The sequence below is a fragment of the Sphingomonas sp. PAMC 26605 genome (genome assembly GCF_000241485.1).
GTDB lineage: Bacteria > Pseudomonadota > Alphaproteobacteria > Sphingomonadales > Sphingomonadaceae > Sphingomonas.
Genome location: NZ_JH584241.1, coordinates 2,111,610 through 2,127,906 on the forward strand (window position 1 = coordinate 2,111,610; position 16,297 = coordinate 2,127,906).

Here is a 16,297-nt window from a genome sequence, read left to right on the forward strand (position 1 = left end):
GACGACGGACGATGACGCCCAAGCTTTCAACGATCGACCGTGCCGGTGTCGCGCGCGGTGCGCTTGGCGCCGCGCTGCTGTCGGCGGCGGTGTTCGCGACCCCGGCGCTCGCCGCGCCCGACCCGGCGCCCGCCAAGGACCAGTCCGGCGATATCGTCGTCACCGGCCATCCCGACCCCGAGGGGCTGCTCCCCGACCAGCACGCGGCGAAAGCGCAAAGCGCGATCTCGGCCGATTTCATCACCAAGCAGGCGCCGACGCTCAACGCTTTCCAATTGGTCGGCCTGCTGCCCGGCGCCAACGTCTCGTCGAGCGACCCGTACGGCCTGTCGACCAGTTCGAGCCTGACGCTGCGCGGGCTCGGGCAGGACGAGATCGGCGTGCTGATGGAGGGCGCGCCGCAGAACGACATCGGCTATTATTACGCCTATCCCGCGCAATTCGCCGACGCCGAGAACCTCAAGCAGATCACGCTCGCACAAGGTGCGGTCGATTTGGATTCGCCGACCGTTGGCGGGGCGGGGGGGCTGCTGTCGCTGTCGCTCGACGATCCCAAGGCGAGCCCGCAGGGCCTCGTCAATGTCTCGCTCGGTTCGTACGCCGCGCGGCGCGCCTTCGTGCGGGTCGATAGCGGCACGATCGGCCAGACCGGGCTCAGGGCGTTCCTGTCCTATTCGAACATCCGCGCCGATAATTGGCGCGGGGCGGGATACGACACGCGCCAGCATGTCGATGCCAAGCTGCTCAACGAATGGGGCAACGGCAATCGTGCGAGCGTGTCGGTGTCGTTCAACGACGCCAATTCCTCGACCTACCCGAGCCCGACGCTGGCCGACTGGAAGGCCGATGGCCGCGGGTTCAACTACGACCGAAGCTACAGCGCCGGGGACACCAATTACTGGCGGCTGTACCGCGCCCCGTTCCGTAACGTCTATGTCGCGGCGCCGCTGCATCTGGCGCTGAGCGATCGACTGACGCTCGACACGACGAGCTATCTCCAGTTCGGCTACGGCAACTCGCCCTACGGCACGCAGCTTTCGACAACCGGCAATTTCCTCGGCACCGAGGCGCTGGCGCCGGTCACCCTCCCCGGCGCGGTCGATGGCACGGCGACGGTGCTCGGCAATTTCACCGGCGACCAGTTCCGCGGCGGTAGCGTCGGCAAGCTGACGCTGACCGCGGGTGCGCACCGCATCAGCGCCGGGCTGTGGTTCGATTACGGCACCGACCGCGTGCTGCAGAGCTATGGCGCGGTGCGCGCCGACGGGCATCCGGTCGATCCCTGGGGCTATCAGGAGCAGGCGATCCGCACCGCCGACGGTCGCCTGCTGGCGTACGAGAATGAGCGCACCGTAACGGTGACCAAGGGCTTCTTCGTCGCCGACAGCGTCACGCTGACGCCGCGGCTCAGCGTCGATCTCGGTTTCAAGGGCGTCGATGTCCTGCATAACGGGCGGAATTACCTGCCCGGGCCGCAATCCGCGGTGCGCCTCGACAGCTTCGCCGCGCTCCCCCGTGCGGCGGTGCAGTATCAGCTCGACGATCGCCAGCAACTGTTCGCCAACATCACCACCAACTTCCGCGCGCCCGATGAATATACGCTCTACAACGGCTATGACGGCGGCGCGTTGACCAAGACCGGCACGACCGCGCTCAAGAACGAATATTCGGTCTCGCAGGAAATCGGCTATCGCTATATCGGCCCGAGCCTGTCGGCGTCGGTCACCGCCTTTCATTACCATTTCCGCAATCGCCAGCTCGGGACGCTGATCGATCTCGGCGGCGCGCAGATCAATTCGACGCTCAACGCCGGTAGCCAGACCTCGTACGGCGTCGATGGCGAGATCGACTATCGCCCCGCCGCCGGGGTGAGCCTCTATCTGTCGGGCGAATATCTCCATGCGCGGCTCGACGACGATCTGCAGGTTGGCGGCGATCTTCTACCGACGCGCGGCAAGCGCGCGGTGTCGAGCCCGGACTTTCAGGTGGGCCTCGGCGGGACGTATGACGACGGGCATCTGTTCGGCAGCGGCGCGCTGAAATACGTCGCGCGGCAATATGCCACTTTCGTCAATGACGAGAGCATTCCCGGCTATGCGACGCTCGATCTGTCGATCGGCGTGCATCTCGCCGACTGGCTCGACGGCAAGCGCACCGACCTCCGGCTCAACGCCATCAACGTGACCGATCCGCATGTCCTGTCGGGGGTCGCCGCAGTCACCACCAACGCGCAGGACACGCTCGGGCGCGGCGGCAGCGTGATCGCCGGGGCGGCCCCGAGCTATTATGTCGGCAGCGGCAGGGCCGTCATCGCCACGCTCTCGCGCGTGTTCTGAGCGGATGGCCGCGACCGCCCCGCATCTCGTCCACGGCATGGGCACCACGCTCGAGCCGCCGACCTGGCCAGCGATCACGCACGCCGAGGCCGCGGCGGCGCTCGTGCGCTTCCCCGCGGTGGGGCGGCTCGAAGCGCTCGAATGGCATTCGCCGCGGCCGTTTTCGGCTGCGGCGCGCGTGCGAACGTCGCGCGGCGTGTTCGTTCTCAAGCGCCATCATCCAGACCTGCGCACGCCTGCCGGGCTCGCGGAGGAGCACGCCTTCCTCGCGCATCTCGCCGCGGCTGGCGCACCGGTGCCCGAGGTGATGCTGACCGACGCGGGGATGGGTGCGGTCGCTGTCGGCGGCTGGACCTACGAACTGCACCGCCACGGCGCAGGGCGCGATCTGTATCGCGATCGGCTGTCGTGGACGCCGTTCTTTTCCGTGGGGCACGCTCGCGCGGCAGGCGCGGCGCTTGCCCGGCTGCATGCGGCGTCGCGCGGCTTCGCGGCGCCCGCGCGTGCGGTGCAGCCGTTGGTCGCGAGCTTCACCATTCTCCCGAGCGAGGATCCGCTCGCGGCGACCGAGGCCTATGTCGCCGCGCGGCCCGCGCTCGCCGCGTTTCTCGAAGATCGCGACTGGCGCCCGGCGCTGGCCCGGCTGTTCACTGTGCTCGGGCAGGGACTTCCCGCACGCCTTGCCGGGCGCCCGGCGCTGTGGACGCACAACGACTGGCATCCGTCGAACCTGCTGTGGAGCGCGGAGGGCGCGGTCGAAACGGTGTTCGACTTCGGCCTCGCTGATCGTACGTCCGCGGTCCACGATCTCGCGACGGCGATCGAGCGGACCGCGATCGACTGGCTCGATCTCGGGCAGGGAGCGGATGCGACGATCGGCCATCCCGAAACGGCGCGCGCGCTGCTGAACGGGTACGCATCGGTCACGCCGCTCGATGGCGCCGATGTGGCGGCCGTGGTGGCTCTGCTCCCCCTGGTCCATCTCGAATTCGCGCTCTCGGAAATCGACTATTTCGCGGGCGTCGTCGGTGATGCCGATCAGGCGGCGGTGGCGTGGGAGCAGTATCTGCTCGGCCATGCCGATTGGTTCATCGCGCCCGCCGGGCAGGCCTTCCTAAAGCGTATCGACCTCGAGCCGCTCCGCTGATGTCGGCGCTCGAGATCGCCGCCGTCATCGTCAGTTTTCTGGGGATCTGGCTCACCGCCGCGCGGCGGATGCTGTGCTGGCCGATCAATCTGCTGGCCTGCGCGCTCTACTTCAAGCTGTTCCTCGACGTCCGGCTCTATGCCGACATGGTGCTGCAGGCGCTGTTCGGCATCGGCATCGTCTATGGCTGGATCGTCTGGGCGCGCGGCAAGGAGGATCGCGGCGAAGTCGTGGTCGAGCCGCTCGCGGCGTTGCCCGCGCTGGTCGCGCTGGCGTTGGGCGCGATCGGTGCGGTGGCGATCGGCTGGGGGACGAGCCGGTATACCGACGCCGCGCTGCCGTGGATCGATTCGGCGCTCAGCAGCTTCAGCCTCGTCGCGCAATATTGGACCGCGCGGCGCCACCGCGCGAGCTGGTTGCTGTGGATCGCGGTGGACGTGATCTATGTCGGGATGTTCGTCTTCAAGGGGCTGATGCTCACCGCCGGTCTCTACGCCGCGATGATCGTCCTTGCGGTCCTCGGCTATCGCCGCTGGCGGACCGCGCGCCAACGCTAGCCCCGGCTCGCGCCGCGCTTGGTACTTCTTGGTCAAGGCGTAGCGCAAAGATACCAGGAACCCGGCACCGACTTCGCCGTTCTATGGGTCCGATCCGAACCCAATTCGGGATGCGCGGCGTGGGCTCGTTTGCCTCGCTGCGTCCCGATCGGGGGATCCCCTTTCGCACGAGGAGTCAGACGATGAACAAGGACGAATTCCAGGGCGGCGCACGCTATGTCGGCGGCAAGATCGAAAAGGCCGTCGGCGACACCGTCAGCAGCCGCGATTGGCAGGTCGACGGCGTGGTCGATCAGGTCGCAGGAGGCGCGCAGAACCTTTATGGCCGCGCCAAGTCTGCGATCGGCGACGTGGTCGACGGCGCGCCCGAGCTCGCCGAGAAGATCGGCAGCGATGCCCGCGCAGCCGGTGATCGCGCGCTCGATGCAGCCAAGCGCGGCGCGCGGACCGCGCAGGAATCGGCCAAGCAGGCGCCCGTGTTGTGGGCGCTCGGTGCGGCAGCGCTCGGCTACGGCCTCGCCTGGCTGCTCCACGGGCAGCGCGACTAAGCCCGTGACCGTGGTCCCGGCCCTCAAGTCGCTGCGCGACTCCGCCGATCTGCGCCATCTGCGCCAGATCATCGCGGGGCTCGACGAAGGCGTCATCCTGGTCGATCCCGACCAATCGATCCTGTGGGCCAATGAAGCGGCGCTCGGGATGCACGGGGTCGATTCGGTAGAGGCACTCGGGGCCACGGTCGACGACTATCGCGACCGCTTCCAGCTGCGCTACCGCAACAACCACCGCCTGAAGGGCGCCGACTATCCGATCGAGCGCGTCGTCGCGGGCGAGGCCTTTTCGGAGGTCGTGGTCGAAGTTGCGGTGGCGGGCGAAGAGGACCCGCGCTGGGTCCACCAGGTGCGCAGCCTGGTGCTGACCAATGCGGAGGGCGAGCCCGAATGCCTCGTGCTGGTGATCCAGGACGTGTCGGCGCGGTTCGAAGCGGAGGATCGTTTCGAACAGTCGTTCAACGCCAATCCAGCGCCGGCGATCATATGCCGGCTGAGCGACCTGCGCTACGTCAAGGTCAACCAAGGTTTCGTCGACATGACCGGGCACGACCGCGCCGCGATCCTCGCCCGGACGGTCTATGACATCGACGTGCTCGAACGTGGCGAGCAGCGCGAGCTCGCCAAGGAACGGCTCGCCGAGGGGCGCACCATTCCGCAGATGGAGGCCGAACTCAGCCTGCCGAACGGCGAGACCAAGCTCGTCATCGTCGCCGGCCAGCCGATCGACATGGGCGATCAGCCCTGCATGCTGTTCACCTTCGCCGATCTCGAACCGCGGCGGAAGGCGGAAATGGCACTGCGCCAGAGCGAGGAGCGCTTCACGCGAACCTTTTCACTTGCGCCGGTGGCGCTGGCGATCGGTGCGCTCGAGGGTCACCGGCTGTGCGACGTCAACGAAGCCTTCACCGCGCTGACCGGCTATGACGCGGAGGAGATCATCGGGCGCCCGCTCGGCGAGGTCGGGCTGTGGGAGACGCCTGCGCTGCAGGATGCGCTCGAGACCGAGATCGAGGCGGGTCACGCGCTGCGCGACCGCGAGCTCCGCATCCGGCTCAAAGACGGTGCGATCATCGACGCGATCGTCTCGACCGAGCCGATCCTGCTGCGCGACGAGGCGTGCGTGCTGTGGGCGATGCGCGACATCACTACGCGCAAGGCTTCCGAGCGCGAGCTAGTCGGCGCGATCGAGGCGGTGATGAAGGATACGAGCTGGCTCAGCCGCTCGATCATGGAGAAGCTCGCGCGGATCCGCGCGCCGCAGGCCGAACCCAGCGGCGTCGGGCTCGACCAGCTGACGCACCGCGAGCGCGAGGTGCTGGCGCTGATCTGCCGCGGGCTCGACGACAAATCGATCGCGCGGACGCTCGATCTGTCGGGCAACACCGTGCGTAACCATGTCGCGCGGATCTACGCCAAGATCGGCGTCAACCGCCGCAACGCGGCGGCGGTATGGGCGCGCGCGCGCGGGTTCGACGGCGATTCGATGCCCGCGCCCGAACGGGAGATAGCAGCATGACGCAGCACACCGACAAAGGCCGCGCCCGTCAGGCGAAGGGCTCGGTCAAGGAAGCGATCGGCAAGATCATCGGCGACGTCGATGTCGAACGGCAAGGGCGGCGCGAGAGCAAGGCCGGCGCCGAGCAGGCCCGGGGCGAGAGCCCCGCAACCAAGGACCGCGGCAACTGACGCCGCTTCCGGCACATTTCTACCAACAGGAGTGACTATGGCTACCAATCTCAACCCCGGCTTCGTGCCGGTTGACGACGCGCGTCTGGTAAAGACGCCCGCGCGCATTTCTTGGGGCGCGATCTTCGCCGGCGTCGTACTGGCGATCGCGATCCAGCTCGTGCTCGGCATCCTTGGAACGGGGATCGGCATGAGTCTGGTCAACCCGGTCGAGGGCACGACACCCGGCGCGACCGGGTTCGGGATCGGCGCGGGGCTTTACTGGATCGTGACGACGGTGATCGCGCTCGGTGCGGGTGGCTATGCCGCGGCGCGCGTCGCTGGGGTACATGACCGCTTCGACGGGCTGGTCCACGGTCTCGTCGTATGGGGCGTGACGCTGATCCTGACGCTGTATCTTCTTATGTCGGCGGTCGGCGGGATCATCGGCGGCGCGTTCCGCACCGTCGGTGCGGTCGCGGGTGCCGCCGGGAGCGGGATCGGCGCGGCTGCGCCCAAGGTTGCCGATGTGGCGGGGATCGACACCAGCGACGTGCGCAACGAAGCCGCCGCCTATCTCGCGACGACGCCGTCCGATCCGGCGCAGATGACGCCCGAACAGGCGCAGAAGGAAATCGCGATGCAGCTTCCCGCGCTCGCCCGCGGTGGGCAGCAGGGCGCCGAGGCCGAAAGCCGCATCGTCGATGTGGTCGCCGCGCAGCGCAAGGTCAGCCGTCCCGAGGCGCAGGCCGAAGTGACGCGCGCCAAGGCGCAGTTCGTCAAGACCAAGAACGACACGATCGCCACCGCCAAGTCGGCAACCGACACCGCCGCGGGCGTCGCCGCCGGGACTTCGTTCCTGCTGGTGATCGCGCTGCTGATCGGCGCGGGTGCTGCGAGCTTCGGTGCGACTGCAGCGACGCGCCGTCGCTACTGAAGTCCCCTGTAGTGCCATCCCGTGGTGGGTGGCACTACAGACCCCATGGCCGCGTGTACGACCCTAAGGCCGTTTACCTGTCAAAAACGGCAGCATATACGACCGCGGGTCGGCACCGTGTCTCGAGCATCGCGCGACGCCCATCAAGAGAGGATTTCTTCATGACGCTTCGGGTCGTCGCCATGCCCTTGCTGTTCGTCGCCGTTGCGGCGTCCGCGCAGGTTGCAGCACCGCCGCCGCCCGCGAAGGTCGCGCCGGTCGCGGGGACTCCGGTCCTCGCGGCCTGGACCAGACCGGCGATCCGCGGCGCCTGGAACGACGCGACGCTCGACCCCGATGCGCGCGCCGCGGCGCTGGTGTCGGCGATGACGCGCGATGAAAAGCTGACCATGGTGTTCGGCTATTTCGGCACCGATTTCCCCGTATCGCTCTACCACGCGCCCGCTGAGGCGCACGCCGGATCGGCCGGCTATGTCCCGGCGATCGCGCGGCTCGGTATCCCGGCGCAGCATCAGACCGACGCCGGCGTCGGGGTTGCGACGCAGGGCGGCGCTTTGGTCAAGCGCGAGCGGACAGCACTCCCGTCGAACCTCGCGATCGCGGCGAGCTGGGATGTGGCGGTCGCGCATGCCGGTGGCGCAATGATCGGCGACGAGGCGCGGCGCTCGGGATTCAACGTCATGCTCGCGGGCGGAGTCGATCTGCTGCGCGAGCCGCGCAACGGCCGCAACTTCGAATATGGCGGCGAAGACCCCTTGCTCGCCGGAACGATCGTCGCCGAGCAGGTGCGCGGAATCCAATCGAACCATGTCGTCTCGACGATCAAGCATTACGCCTTCAACGACCAGGAAACCGATCGCAACACCGGCAATTCGGTGATCGAGCACAGCGCGGCGCGCGTGTCCGATCTGCTCGCCTTCCAGCTGGCGATCGAGCGCGCCGATCCGGGCGCGATCATGTGCTCGTACAACCGCGTCGACGGCACGCATGCCTGTGAGAACAGCTGGCTGCTGACCGACGTGTTGCGCGGCGACTGGGGCTTCAAGGGCTATGTGATGAGCGACTGGGGCGCGACGCACAGCACCGCGCCCGCCGCCAATGCCGGGCTCGACCAGGATTCGGGCTTCCCGTTCGACACGCAGCCCTTCTTCGGCGCGCCGCTGCGCGCGGCGCTCGACAGCGGCACGGTGACGCCGGCGCGGCTCGACCTGATGACGCACCGCATCGCGCGCGCGATGTTCGCGCAAGGGGTGTTCGAGCATCCGGTCAGCGAGCAGCCGATCGATTATGCCGCGCATGCCGCGGTGACACGCGCCGCGGCGGAGGCAGGCGCGGTGCTGCTGAAGAACGAGCGCGACCTGTTGCCGCTCGCGGGGCGCGCGAAGCGGATCGTCGTGATCGGCGGCCATGCCGACAAGGGCGTGCTTGCGGGCGGCGGTTCGTCGCTGGTCTATCCGATCGGCGGCAACGCCGTGCCGGATTTGCTGCCCAAGACCTGGCCCGGCCCGATCATGTATTATCCCTCGTCGCCGCTCGACGAGATCAAGCGCCGCGCGCCGGGCGCGGACGTCGCCTTCGCCGATGGCACCGACGCCGCCGCCGCCGCGGCGCTCGCGAAGGGGGCCGATGTCGTGATCGTCTTCGCGACGCAGTGGCAGGGCGAATCGTTCGATGTGCCGATGGCGCTCGACGGCGCGCAGGATGCGCTGATCGACGCGGTCGGCGCGGCCAATCCCAAGACCGTCGTCGTGCTCGAGACCGGCAGCCAGGTCGCAATGCCGTGGCTCGGCCGCGTCGGCGCGGTGCTCGAGGCGTGGTATCCCGGCACGGCGGGTGGTGCTGCGATCGCCAACCTGCTGTTCGGCACGGCCAATCCGTCGGGTCGCTTGCCGATGACCTTCGCCAAGAGTGTCGATCAGCTGCCCGACCCGGCGGCGCCGCATCCGGGCGACGTCGTCTACAGGGAGGGCGCGACGGTCGGCTACAAATGGTTCGACGCCAAGGCGATCACGCCGCTTTTCGCCTTCGGCCACGGCCTGTCCTACACGCGCTTCGCCACCGACGGCCTGACCGCGACCGCCGCGAACGGCGCGCTGACGGCGAGCTTCACGGTGCGCAACACCGGCGCGCGGGCCGGCGCGACGGTGCCGCAAATCTATGTCGCGCCGGTCGCGGGCGGGTGGGAAGCGCCCAAGCGGCTGGGCGGTTTCACCAAGGTCGCGCTCGCGTCGGGCGCGCGGCAGACGGTGTCGGTGTCGGTCGATCCGCGCTTGCTCGCGACGTGGGACGAGGCTGGCCACCAGTGGCGGATCGCGGGCGGGCGCTACAAGGTGATGCTCGCGGATTCGGCGACCGACATTCGCCAGACGGTCACGGTCAGCGTGCCGGCGCGAACGATGCCCGCGACTTGGCGAGCGCGGTAGGGTTTCATGGAACCGTCACCCCGGCACAAGCCCGGGGTGACGGCTGAGGGCTGGGCGGATCACCGCGAGGGTGATCCGCGTGCCCGTCAGCGCAACCGCCTCACAACCGCTCGTCGCTCTGCACCAATTGCTCGGCGATGCTGTTCGCCGCGGTGACCACCATCGCAGCCACTTCGTCGGCGCTGTGCACGGTTTCGCGCCGTTCGAGATAGGGCACGGTGAGCGCCGCCGCTGCCGCGCCGCCGCGCATGATCGGCGCGGAAATGTCGGTCACGCTGGCGACCAGCGGGCTCTGCGTCAGCTCGACCTGGCGCGTACGGACGGCATCGGCGCGTTCCCGGAATGCGCGCAGCGCCTCCTTGCCGAGCGCCGGAACGAACAGTGCTTCCCAGCGCCGCCGGACTTCGTCGGGCTGGAAGGCGTATAATACGACGCCCGAGGCAGTGCCCGCGATCGGCCGCCGATAGCCGACGCGCACCGAGAAACCGAGCTGCTCGCCCGATTCGACGCGCGCCACGACGACCATCTCGCCGCGGCTATGGAAGGCGAGGTGGCACGATTCGCGCGAATCCTGCACCAATTGCCGCATCACCGGCAGCGCCAGCTCGACGAGGTTGCGCGTCCGCGGCTGGCGCATGCCGAGCGCGAACAGCCGGTCGGTGAGGCGATAGCCCTCCGATCCTGCGTCTTGGTCGATATAGCCGCGGAACTGCAGCACCTGCACCATCCGGTGAAGCTCGCCGCGCGACCGGTCGAGCCTGTCAGAAATCGCCGCCAGCGACAGCGCGTCGCTCGCGTCGGCGAGCAGTTCGAGGATATCGAGCCCCTTCTCGAGCGCGGGCGCCCGATAGCGGCGGTCGTCCTCTTCCTGATCGTCCATCATATCCCCCCTGTTGCCGTGTGCGTCTCTCGCGCGTTGCGGCCAAGTCATAGAGTGCGACGTCGAACCCGCACAAGCGCTGCCTTAGCGGCCGATCACCTTGACCAAAGCTGCGGCATCCTGACCGCCGGGCAGCTTGCCCGACGCGGTCAGCCGGCCGCTGGCGTCGTCCCAGCGCAGCACAGTGCCGGCACCGCCCTTGCGATAGGCGTTGCTCACGCCGTCATCGTCGTACAGCGTGAAGCTCGTCGAGCGGCCGGGATAGACGCGGATGCTCTCGAGGGACTGCCGCGTCGCGGTGCTCGGGACCTGTACGCCCATCGGCACGATTGATCCGGCGCGGACGAACAGCGGGATCTTGTCGATCGGCGCGGCGGCGCTGACCGTCTGGCCGCCGGCATGGCGCTCGTTGGTCCAGTAATCGTACCAGTCGGCGCCGGCCGGCAGATAGACCGAGCGGCTGGTCGCGCCCTGCGCGGTCACCGGCGCGACGAGGAAGGCGGGGCCGAACATATATTCGTCGCCCATGTCGGCGACCTTGGGGTCGTTCGGGAAATCCATGAACAGCCCGCGCATGAACGGCGCACCGGTCGTGTAGGTCTGGTGGCCCATCGCATAGAGATACGGGATCAGCGCGTAGCGCAGCTTGAGATACTGCGCGAGCACCGGCTCGGCCGCCTTGCCATAGTCCCAGATCGCGGTGGCGGGGCGCTGGCCGTGGATGCGCAGCGTCGGGGTGAAGGTGTTGTACTGGAACCAGCGGACGAACAGCTCGGGATAATCGCTATAGCTCGGCGCCATCGCGGTCGCGCCGGCGGGATCGAGCAGCACGGGATGCTCGGCCTTGGGACCCGCCGGATATTGCCAGCCACCGGTGTCGCTGCTCCAATAGGCCATCCCCGAGGCGGTGAAGTTGAGCCCGGTCGGCACCTGGCGCTTGAGCGCCTCCCAGGTTGCCTGGACATCGGACGACCAGAACAGGCAGCCGTTGCGCTGCGCGCCGAGATACGCCGCGCGGCACAGGATCAGGTTGCGGAAATCGGGGCGGTCCTTGGCCGAGCCATCGGCGACGCTGGCGGTGTGCACCAGCGGGAAGAGGTTGTGATAGCGGTCGCCCGAACCGATCGCATATTGGTGGCCGTCGGGCACCAGATCGGGCTCGGTCTCGTCGAGCCACATCCAGTCGAACCCTTGCGAGACGATGTTGTCGCGGATGCGATCCCAGAACCAGCCGCGCGCATCGGGGTTGGTGCTGTCGAGCAAGGCTCCAGCGCGGTCGGCGCGGATCGGCAGGCCGTCGACGACGGTGCCGTCCTTGTCATGCAGCAGCCAGCCCTTGGCGGCGAGCATGTCGAAATAGCGCGATTCCTTCTCGAAGCGCGGCCATACGCTGATGATGCTGTGCATCCCCAGACCCTTGAGCTTGGCGTTCATGCCGGCCGGATCGGGGAAATAGGTGCGGTCGATGTCGAGCTGCCCCATCCGCGTCCAGTAAAACCAGTCGAGCACCATCACGTCGAGCGGATAGCCGCGGCTGCGATACCCCTCCGCCACGCCGAGCAGTTCGGCCTGCGTCTCGTAGCGCGCCTTGCTCTGGATCAGGCCGAACGCCGCCTTGGGCGGGAGCGGGGTCTTGCCGGTCAGCTTGGCATAGCCGGCATAGAGGTCGTCGGTGGTGGCACCGGTGATGACGAAGAACGAGACGCGCTCGCCGACGTCGGATTGCCAGTGCGTGCTGTTGTGCAGCCCCGGCGACACCGTCGTCGCCGAAGGATTGTCCCACACGATGCCATAGCCCTTGTTGGTCACCATGAACGGCACGCAGACCGTCTCGCCCGCCGGCGCATCGTAATTGTGGCGGCAGTCGATCGTGCGGCCGCGCAGGTCGAGTCTGCCCTCCTGGTTCTGGCCGAGCCCGTAATAATGCTCGTCGAGCGGTGCGGCGAAGCTCGCGCCGACCTTGAAGGTCTTTTCGTCCGCGACGGTGTGCGGCGCCATCTCCCAGCCGTTCATCTGCGTGATGAGATGGCCGTCGGCGCCCTTCACGCTGACTGACACTGGCGGCAGCGACGGCGCGAAGTACCGCTCCATCTGGCTCGGTGCCTTGGGCCAGGGCTGCGCATTGACCGTCAGCGACAGCGCCGACGACGTGAACACGTCGCCGCTCGCGTCGGCGCTATGAGTCCAGCCGGCAGCATCGGGCTTGGCGTTTGGTCCAGGGCCGGGGGGCGCATCGGCGAGATCGCGGTCGACCGCGATCGTCACGCGGACGATGTTGGGGGCATAGGGTTCGATCGAGACATGGCTGCCATTGCGGTCGAGCGAGCCGAGCGGCGCGGCCTGCGCCGCGACTGTGGGGACGAGCGCGAAAGCCGCTGCGCCAGCCCATTTTGCGAGCGCGCGTCCGCGTGCCGATACCATTGCCATGTCGCTGATCCTCACCTTCGATGCCGGCGGTTGACGCATGCGCGCTGCCGAGCGGTGCGTTCACCTATGAGTATTCGTTTCACTGGCGCAAGCGAGAAAAGTGACTGGAGCGCGCCATGCAGCGCGGCTTGGCGCAGGCCGACGGCGAAGACAATCGCTCCAAAGGTCGCAGAAGCGCAAGCGAGCGCCGATCAAGCCCGACAAGGGATTGATACGTCCGGATTTCGCTCCGCGTGCGGTCACGGCGATTATAGCGCGGTGATAGCGCTACCCGAAATGTCCGACTGTTCACCTATGAATACATAAATCACCCATCCACATTTTAATTGACCCGCCCACCCGACGCGCGTAGCTCGCCGCGATCGAAAGACCTCCCCAAAACTTCGGTTGAAGCGAGGGAGGCTTGCAGGGAGAGGCAAGGCGCCGATGGCGTCCGCACCCTTCCCGGATGTTTCATGACCCCCGCGTCAGCGAGGTGGTGCGCTTTGGAAGGAATATGAATGTCCGCTGTTGATGCCGTCCGCCGCCTGGCCCTGACCAAGGCGCTGCTGCTCGGCGCGTCGGCCCTGCCGTTCGTCGCGATCGCTGCCCCGGCGGCTGCCCAGGCGACGCCGCAGACCACCCCGCCGGCCACGACCTTGCCGGGCGCCACCGCGCCGTCCGGAGACCAATCGACCCCCGCGGCGGCCGCGCCCGACGCGGCGGCGCCCGCTGCGGCTGCGCCTGCCGACGAAATCGTCGTCACCGGCGTGCGCGCGAGCCTCCAGTCGGCGCAGAACATCAAGCGCAACGCGGACCAGGTGGTCGATTCGATCGTCGCCGAGGACATCGGCAAACTGCCCGACCGCAACATCGCCGAAGCGCTGCAGCGCATCTCGGGCATCCAGATCCAGCGCAATTTCGGCGAAGGCAGCTCGGTCGCGATCCGCGGCCTGACGCAGGTCCGCACCGAACTCAACGGCCGCGACATCTTCACCGCGAACGGCCAGACCAATGCCCTGAGCCTCGAGGACGTCCCCTCCGAGCTGCTCGCCGGGGTCGACGTCTACAAGAACCCGTCGTCGGACCTGATCGAGGATCAGCTCAGCGGCACGATCAATTTCCGCACGCGCAAGCCGTTCGACTTCAAGGGCTTCAAGATTTCGGGGTCGGCGACCAACACCTATTTCGACCTCGTCCGCAAGAGCGAGCCGGCCGCCTCGCTGCTGATCAGCGATCGCTGGAACACCGGCATCGGCGAGATCGGCGTGCTCGCCAGCGCGTCGTACCAGAAGACCGCGTTCCGCCAGGACACGATCTCGACCGAGCCGTTCTACACGCTCGACCAGAGCCTCAAGGCCGACGGCACGCCCAATAGCCCGAGCGACGCCGCGACCGCCGCGCAGCTCGGCCGCACCGGCAAGACGACGACGCTGCCGCACGGCACCGGCATCGGCGAGGTCATCGGCGACCGCCGCCGCTTCGGCATCGACGTGTCGGTGCAATGGCGCCCGAGCAGCACTCTCGAATTCACCGGCGAATATTTCCGCAACGATTATAAGATCCGCGACTATGGCTACAGCTATTTCGCCTATACCAGCGGTGCCGCGATCACGCCGCAGGCCGGAGCGCCCTTCACCTACGCCCCGAACGGCGATTTCCAGAGCGGCACGTTCACCAACGTCCCGATCGGCGACAACACCTCGATCGGCTCGCGCCATTCGACGACGAGCGATTATTCGCTCAACGGCAAGTGGAAGCCGTCGGCCAATCTGACGATCACCGGCGATTTCCAATATGTCGATTCGAAGACCGACAATCTCAACTCGATCGTCGGGCTGAGCGGCACCGCGACGACGCTGACGCAGAACATCTCGGGCGCCACCCCGTCGTTCCAGATCGCCTCGGCGGCCGGGCTGGCGAACCCTGGAACCTACAGCAACGCCTATTATCTGGACGACCTCAACAATTCCAAAGGTACCGACACTGTCGGCCGGCTCGACGGCGAATATCGCTTCGACGGCGGTATCCTCAGCTCGATCAAGGCCGGTATCCGCTATGCCGATCGCAAGAACACGACCAACGACACCGGCTATCGCTACACCAGCGAGTCCGGGCCGGCGAGCGATCTGACCTATGTCGACCTGAGCGACTTCTACCGTGGACAGGCCAATCTGTTCGGCAACATCCAGGCGTTCTCGCTCCCGACCGTGCTCAACTATGACGCAACGCGCGCCGCGCTCGGTGTCGCCACCACGCCGCCGTATCTGCCGAGCGGCATCAACACCGAATCGCAGAAGAGCTATGCCGGCTATGCCGCGGCATTCTTCAAGGCGAGCAATCTGCCGGTGCCGATCGACGGCAATATTGGCGTGCGCGTTGTCCGCACGCAGTCCGCCGTCTCCGGCTATTATCAGCGCGTCGATCTTATCCCGGGGCCGAATGGCCCGGTGTCGGGTCCTCCGACCTTTACCAAGCTCGGTGAAACGAACAGCTACACGTCGGTCCTGCCGAGCTTGAATCTGCGGGCTCACCTGACCGAAAAGCTGCAACTGCGCTTTGCCGCGTCGAAGAACATCTCGCGTCCGCAGTTCGATCAGGTCAACCCGACCGTCACGTTCACCGAGCCGGGCGATGCCCAGGCCAATCAGCAACACACGACCTCGACCGGCAATCCCTATCTCAAACCGATGAAGTCGACCAATTTCGACGTTTCGGCCGAATGGTACTTTGCGCGAACCGGGTCGTTGACGGTGGCGGGGTTCTACAAGGATATCTCGAACTACATCCAAACGGTCATCAACCAACCCTCCGTAACCTTCGCGGACGGCAAATCTGCTACGTTTGACGTGACGACCTACGACAACGCCGCCAAGGCCAAGGTCAAGGGCGTGGAAGTCGCCTATCAGCAATTCTTCGACTTCCTGCCCGGCCCACTCAGCGGCCTCGGCGCGCAGGCGAACTTCACGTATGTCGATTCGCAGGCGCCGAGCCCGGCGAGCCAGGGACCGGTGACGCAATTGCCGCTCGAAGGCCTGTCGAAGTATAACTTCAACCTGGTCGGCATCTACGAGCACGGCATCATCTCGGCGCGTGCAGCGTATAACTGGCGCGACAAGTTCCTGATGACGACCTCGGCCAACGGCACGGGCAATCTGCCGATCTTCGAGAAGGCGTCGGGGCAGCTCGATGCGTCGATCACCGCGAACGTCACGCCGCATTTCTCGCTGACGCTCAACGGGACCAACCTCACCAATACGGTGCGCTCGACCTATTACGGCATCCTCACGCGTCCGCGCGATTCGATCATGAGCGATCGCCAGATCACGGGCGTGGCGCGTATCACCTTCTAAACGCGACCATCGCACCGGATCGCATCCTCGCGCGTTGACGGT

At 67.2% G+C, this 16,297-nt stretch carries 11 protein-coding genes; 9 read left to right on the top strand and 2 right to left on the bottom strand.

The window, feature by feature from the left end:
* The first annotated feature begins 11 nt into the window (after window positions 1-11).
* The 8 genes from RH90_RS09850 (at window position 12) to RH90_RS09880 (ending at window position 9,616) form a co-directional block, all read left to right on the top strand.
* Window positions 12-2,336 carry a TonB-dependent receptor gene (locus RH90_RS09850; RefSeq protein WP_010185425.1) on the top strand — a complete coding sequence of 775 codons (2,325 nt, stop codon included), beginning with the start codon at window positions 12-14 and terminating at the stop codon, window positions 2,334-2,336.
* 4 nt (window positions 2,337-2,340) lie between these two features.
* A complete protein-coding gene (locus RH90_RS09855; RefSeq protein WP_010185426.1) occupies window positions 2,341-3,483 on the top strand; it encodes a phosphotransferase enzyme family protein in 1,143 nt (380 codons plus the stop codon).
* On the top strand, window positions 3,483-4,040 hold the full coding sequence (gene pnuC / locus RH90_RS09860; protein ID WP_010185427.1) for a nicotinamide riboside transporter PnuC: 558 nt from the start codon (window positions 3,483-3,485) through the stop codon (window positions 4,038-4,040). Before RH90_RS09855 ends, pnuC begins: the two co-directional genes overlap by 1 nt.
* Window positions 4,041-4,222: 182 nt before the next feature.
* A complete protein-coding gene (locus RH90_RS24245; RefSeq protein WP_010185428.1) occupies window positions 4,223-4,588 on the top strand; it encodes a CsbD family protein in 366 nt (121 codons plus the stop codon).
* Window positions 4,589-4,592: 4 nt separating this feature from the next.
* Window positions 4,593-6,107, top strand: a complete 1,515-nt coding sequence (locus RH90_RS09870) for a PAS domain S-box protein (protein WP_010185429.1) — start codon at window positions 4,593-4,595, stop codon at window positions 6,105-6,107.
* Complete coding sequence (locus RH90_RS23405; RefSeq protein WP_010185430.1) at window positions 6,104-6,277, top strand: CsbD family protein; 174 nt, start codon at window positions 6,104-6,106, stop codon at window positions 6,275-6,277. Before RH90_RS09870 ends, RH90_RS23405 begins: the two co-directional genes overlap by 4 nt.
* A 37-nt stretch (window positions 6,278-6,314) precedes the next feature.
* Entirely contained in the window at window positions 6,315-7,193 is an 879-nt protein-coding gene (locus tag RH90_RS09875) for a hypothetical protein (protein ID WP_010185431.1), read from the top strand.
* Window positions 7,194-7,354: 161 nt separating this feature from the next.
* On the top strand, window positions 7,355-9,616 hold the full coding sequence (locus RH90_RS09880) for a glycoside hydrolase family 3 C-terminal domain-containing protein (RefSeq protein WP_010185432.1): 2,262 nt from the start codon (window positions 7,355-7,357) through the stop codon (window positions 9,614-9,616).
* Window positions 9,617-9,716: 100 nt separating this feature from the next.
* Here RH90_RS09880 and RH90_RS09885 read toward each other — a convergent pair whose 3' ends face one another.
* On the bottom strand, window positions 9,717-10,496 hold the full coding sequence (locus RH90_RS09885; protein ID WP_010185433.1) for an IclR family transcriptional regulator: 780 nt from the start codon (window positions 10,494-10,496) through the stop codon (window positions 9,717-9,719).
* An 84-nt stretch (window positions 10,497-10,580) separates the two neighbouring features.
* A complete protein-coding gene (locus RH90_RS09890; protein ID WP_010185434.1) occupies window positions 10,581-12,923 on the bottom strand; it encodes a glycoside hydrolase family 31 protein in 2,343 nt (780 codons plus the stop codon).
* A 500-nt stretch (window positions 12,924-13,423) separates the two neighbouring features.
* Here RH90_RS09890 and RH90_RS09895 point away from each other — a divergent pair, with 500 nt between their 5' ends.
* Window positions 13,424-16,255 (top strand): TonB-dependent receptor, encoded by a 2,832-nt coding sequence (locus tag RH90_RS09895; protein ID WP_010185436.1) that lies wholly within the window; start codon window positions 13,424-13,426, stop codon window positions 16,253-16,255.
* Window positions 16,256-16,297: the final 42 nt, after the last annotated feature.

Excerpts from the sequence above, each read along its gene's own strand:
- RH90_RS09850 (WP_010185425.1), top strand. The coding sequence starts at position 12 with ATGACGCCCAAGCTTTCAACGATCGACCGTGCCGGTGTCGCGCGCGGT.
- RH90_RS09855 (WP_010185426.1), top strand. The coding sequence starts at position 2,341 with ATGGCCGCGACCGCCCCGCATCTCGTCCACGGCATGGGCACCACGCTC.
- pnuC (WP_010185427.1), top strand. The coding sequence starts at position 3,483 with ATGTCGGCGCTCGAGATCGCCGCCGTCATCGTCAGTTTTCTGGGGATC.
- RH90_RS24245 (WP_010185428.1), top strand. The coding sequence starts at position 4,223 with ATGAACAAGGACGAATTCCAGGGCGGCGCACGCTATGTCGGCGGCAAG.
- RH90_RS23405 (WP_010185430.1), top strand. The coding sequence starts at position 6,104 with ATGACGCAGCACACCGACAAAGGCCGCGCCCGTCAGGCGAAGGGCTCG.
- RH90_RS09875 (WP_010185431.1), top strand. The coding sequence starts at position 6,315 with ATGGCTACCAATCTCAACCCCGGCTTCGTGCCGGTTGACGACGCGCGT.
- RH90_RS09880 (WP_010185432.1), top strand. The coding sequence starts at position 7,355 with ATGACGCTTCGGGTCGTCGCCATGCCCTTGCTGTTCGTCGCCGTTGCG.
- RH90_RS09885 (WP_010185433.1), bottom strand. The coding sequence starts at position 10,496 with ATGGACGATCAGGAAGAGGACGACCGCCGCTATCGGGCGCCCGCGCTC.
- RH90_RS09890 (WP_010185434.1), bottom strand. The coding sequence starts at position 12,923 with ATGGCAATGGTATCGGCACGCGGACGCGCGCTCGCAAAATGGGCTGGC.
- RH90_RS09895 (WP_010185436.1), top strand. The coding sequence starts at position 13,424 with ATGTCCGCTGTTGATGCCGTCCGCCGCCTGGCCCTGACCAAGGCGCTG.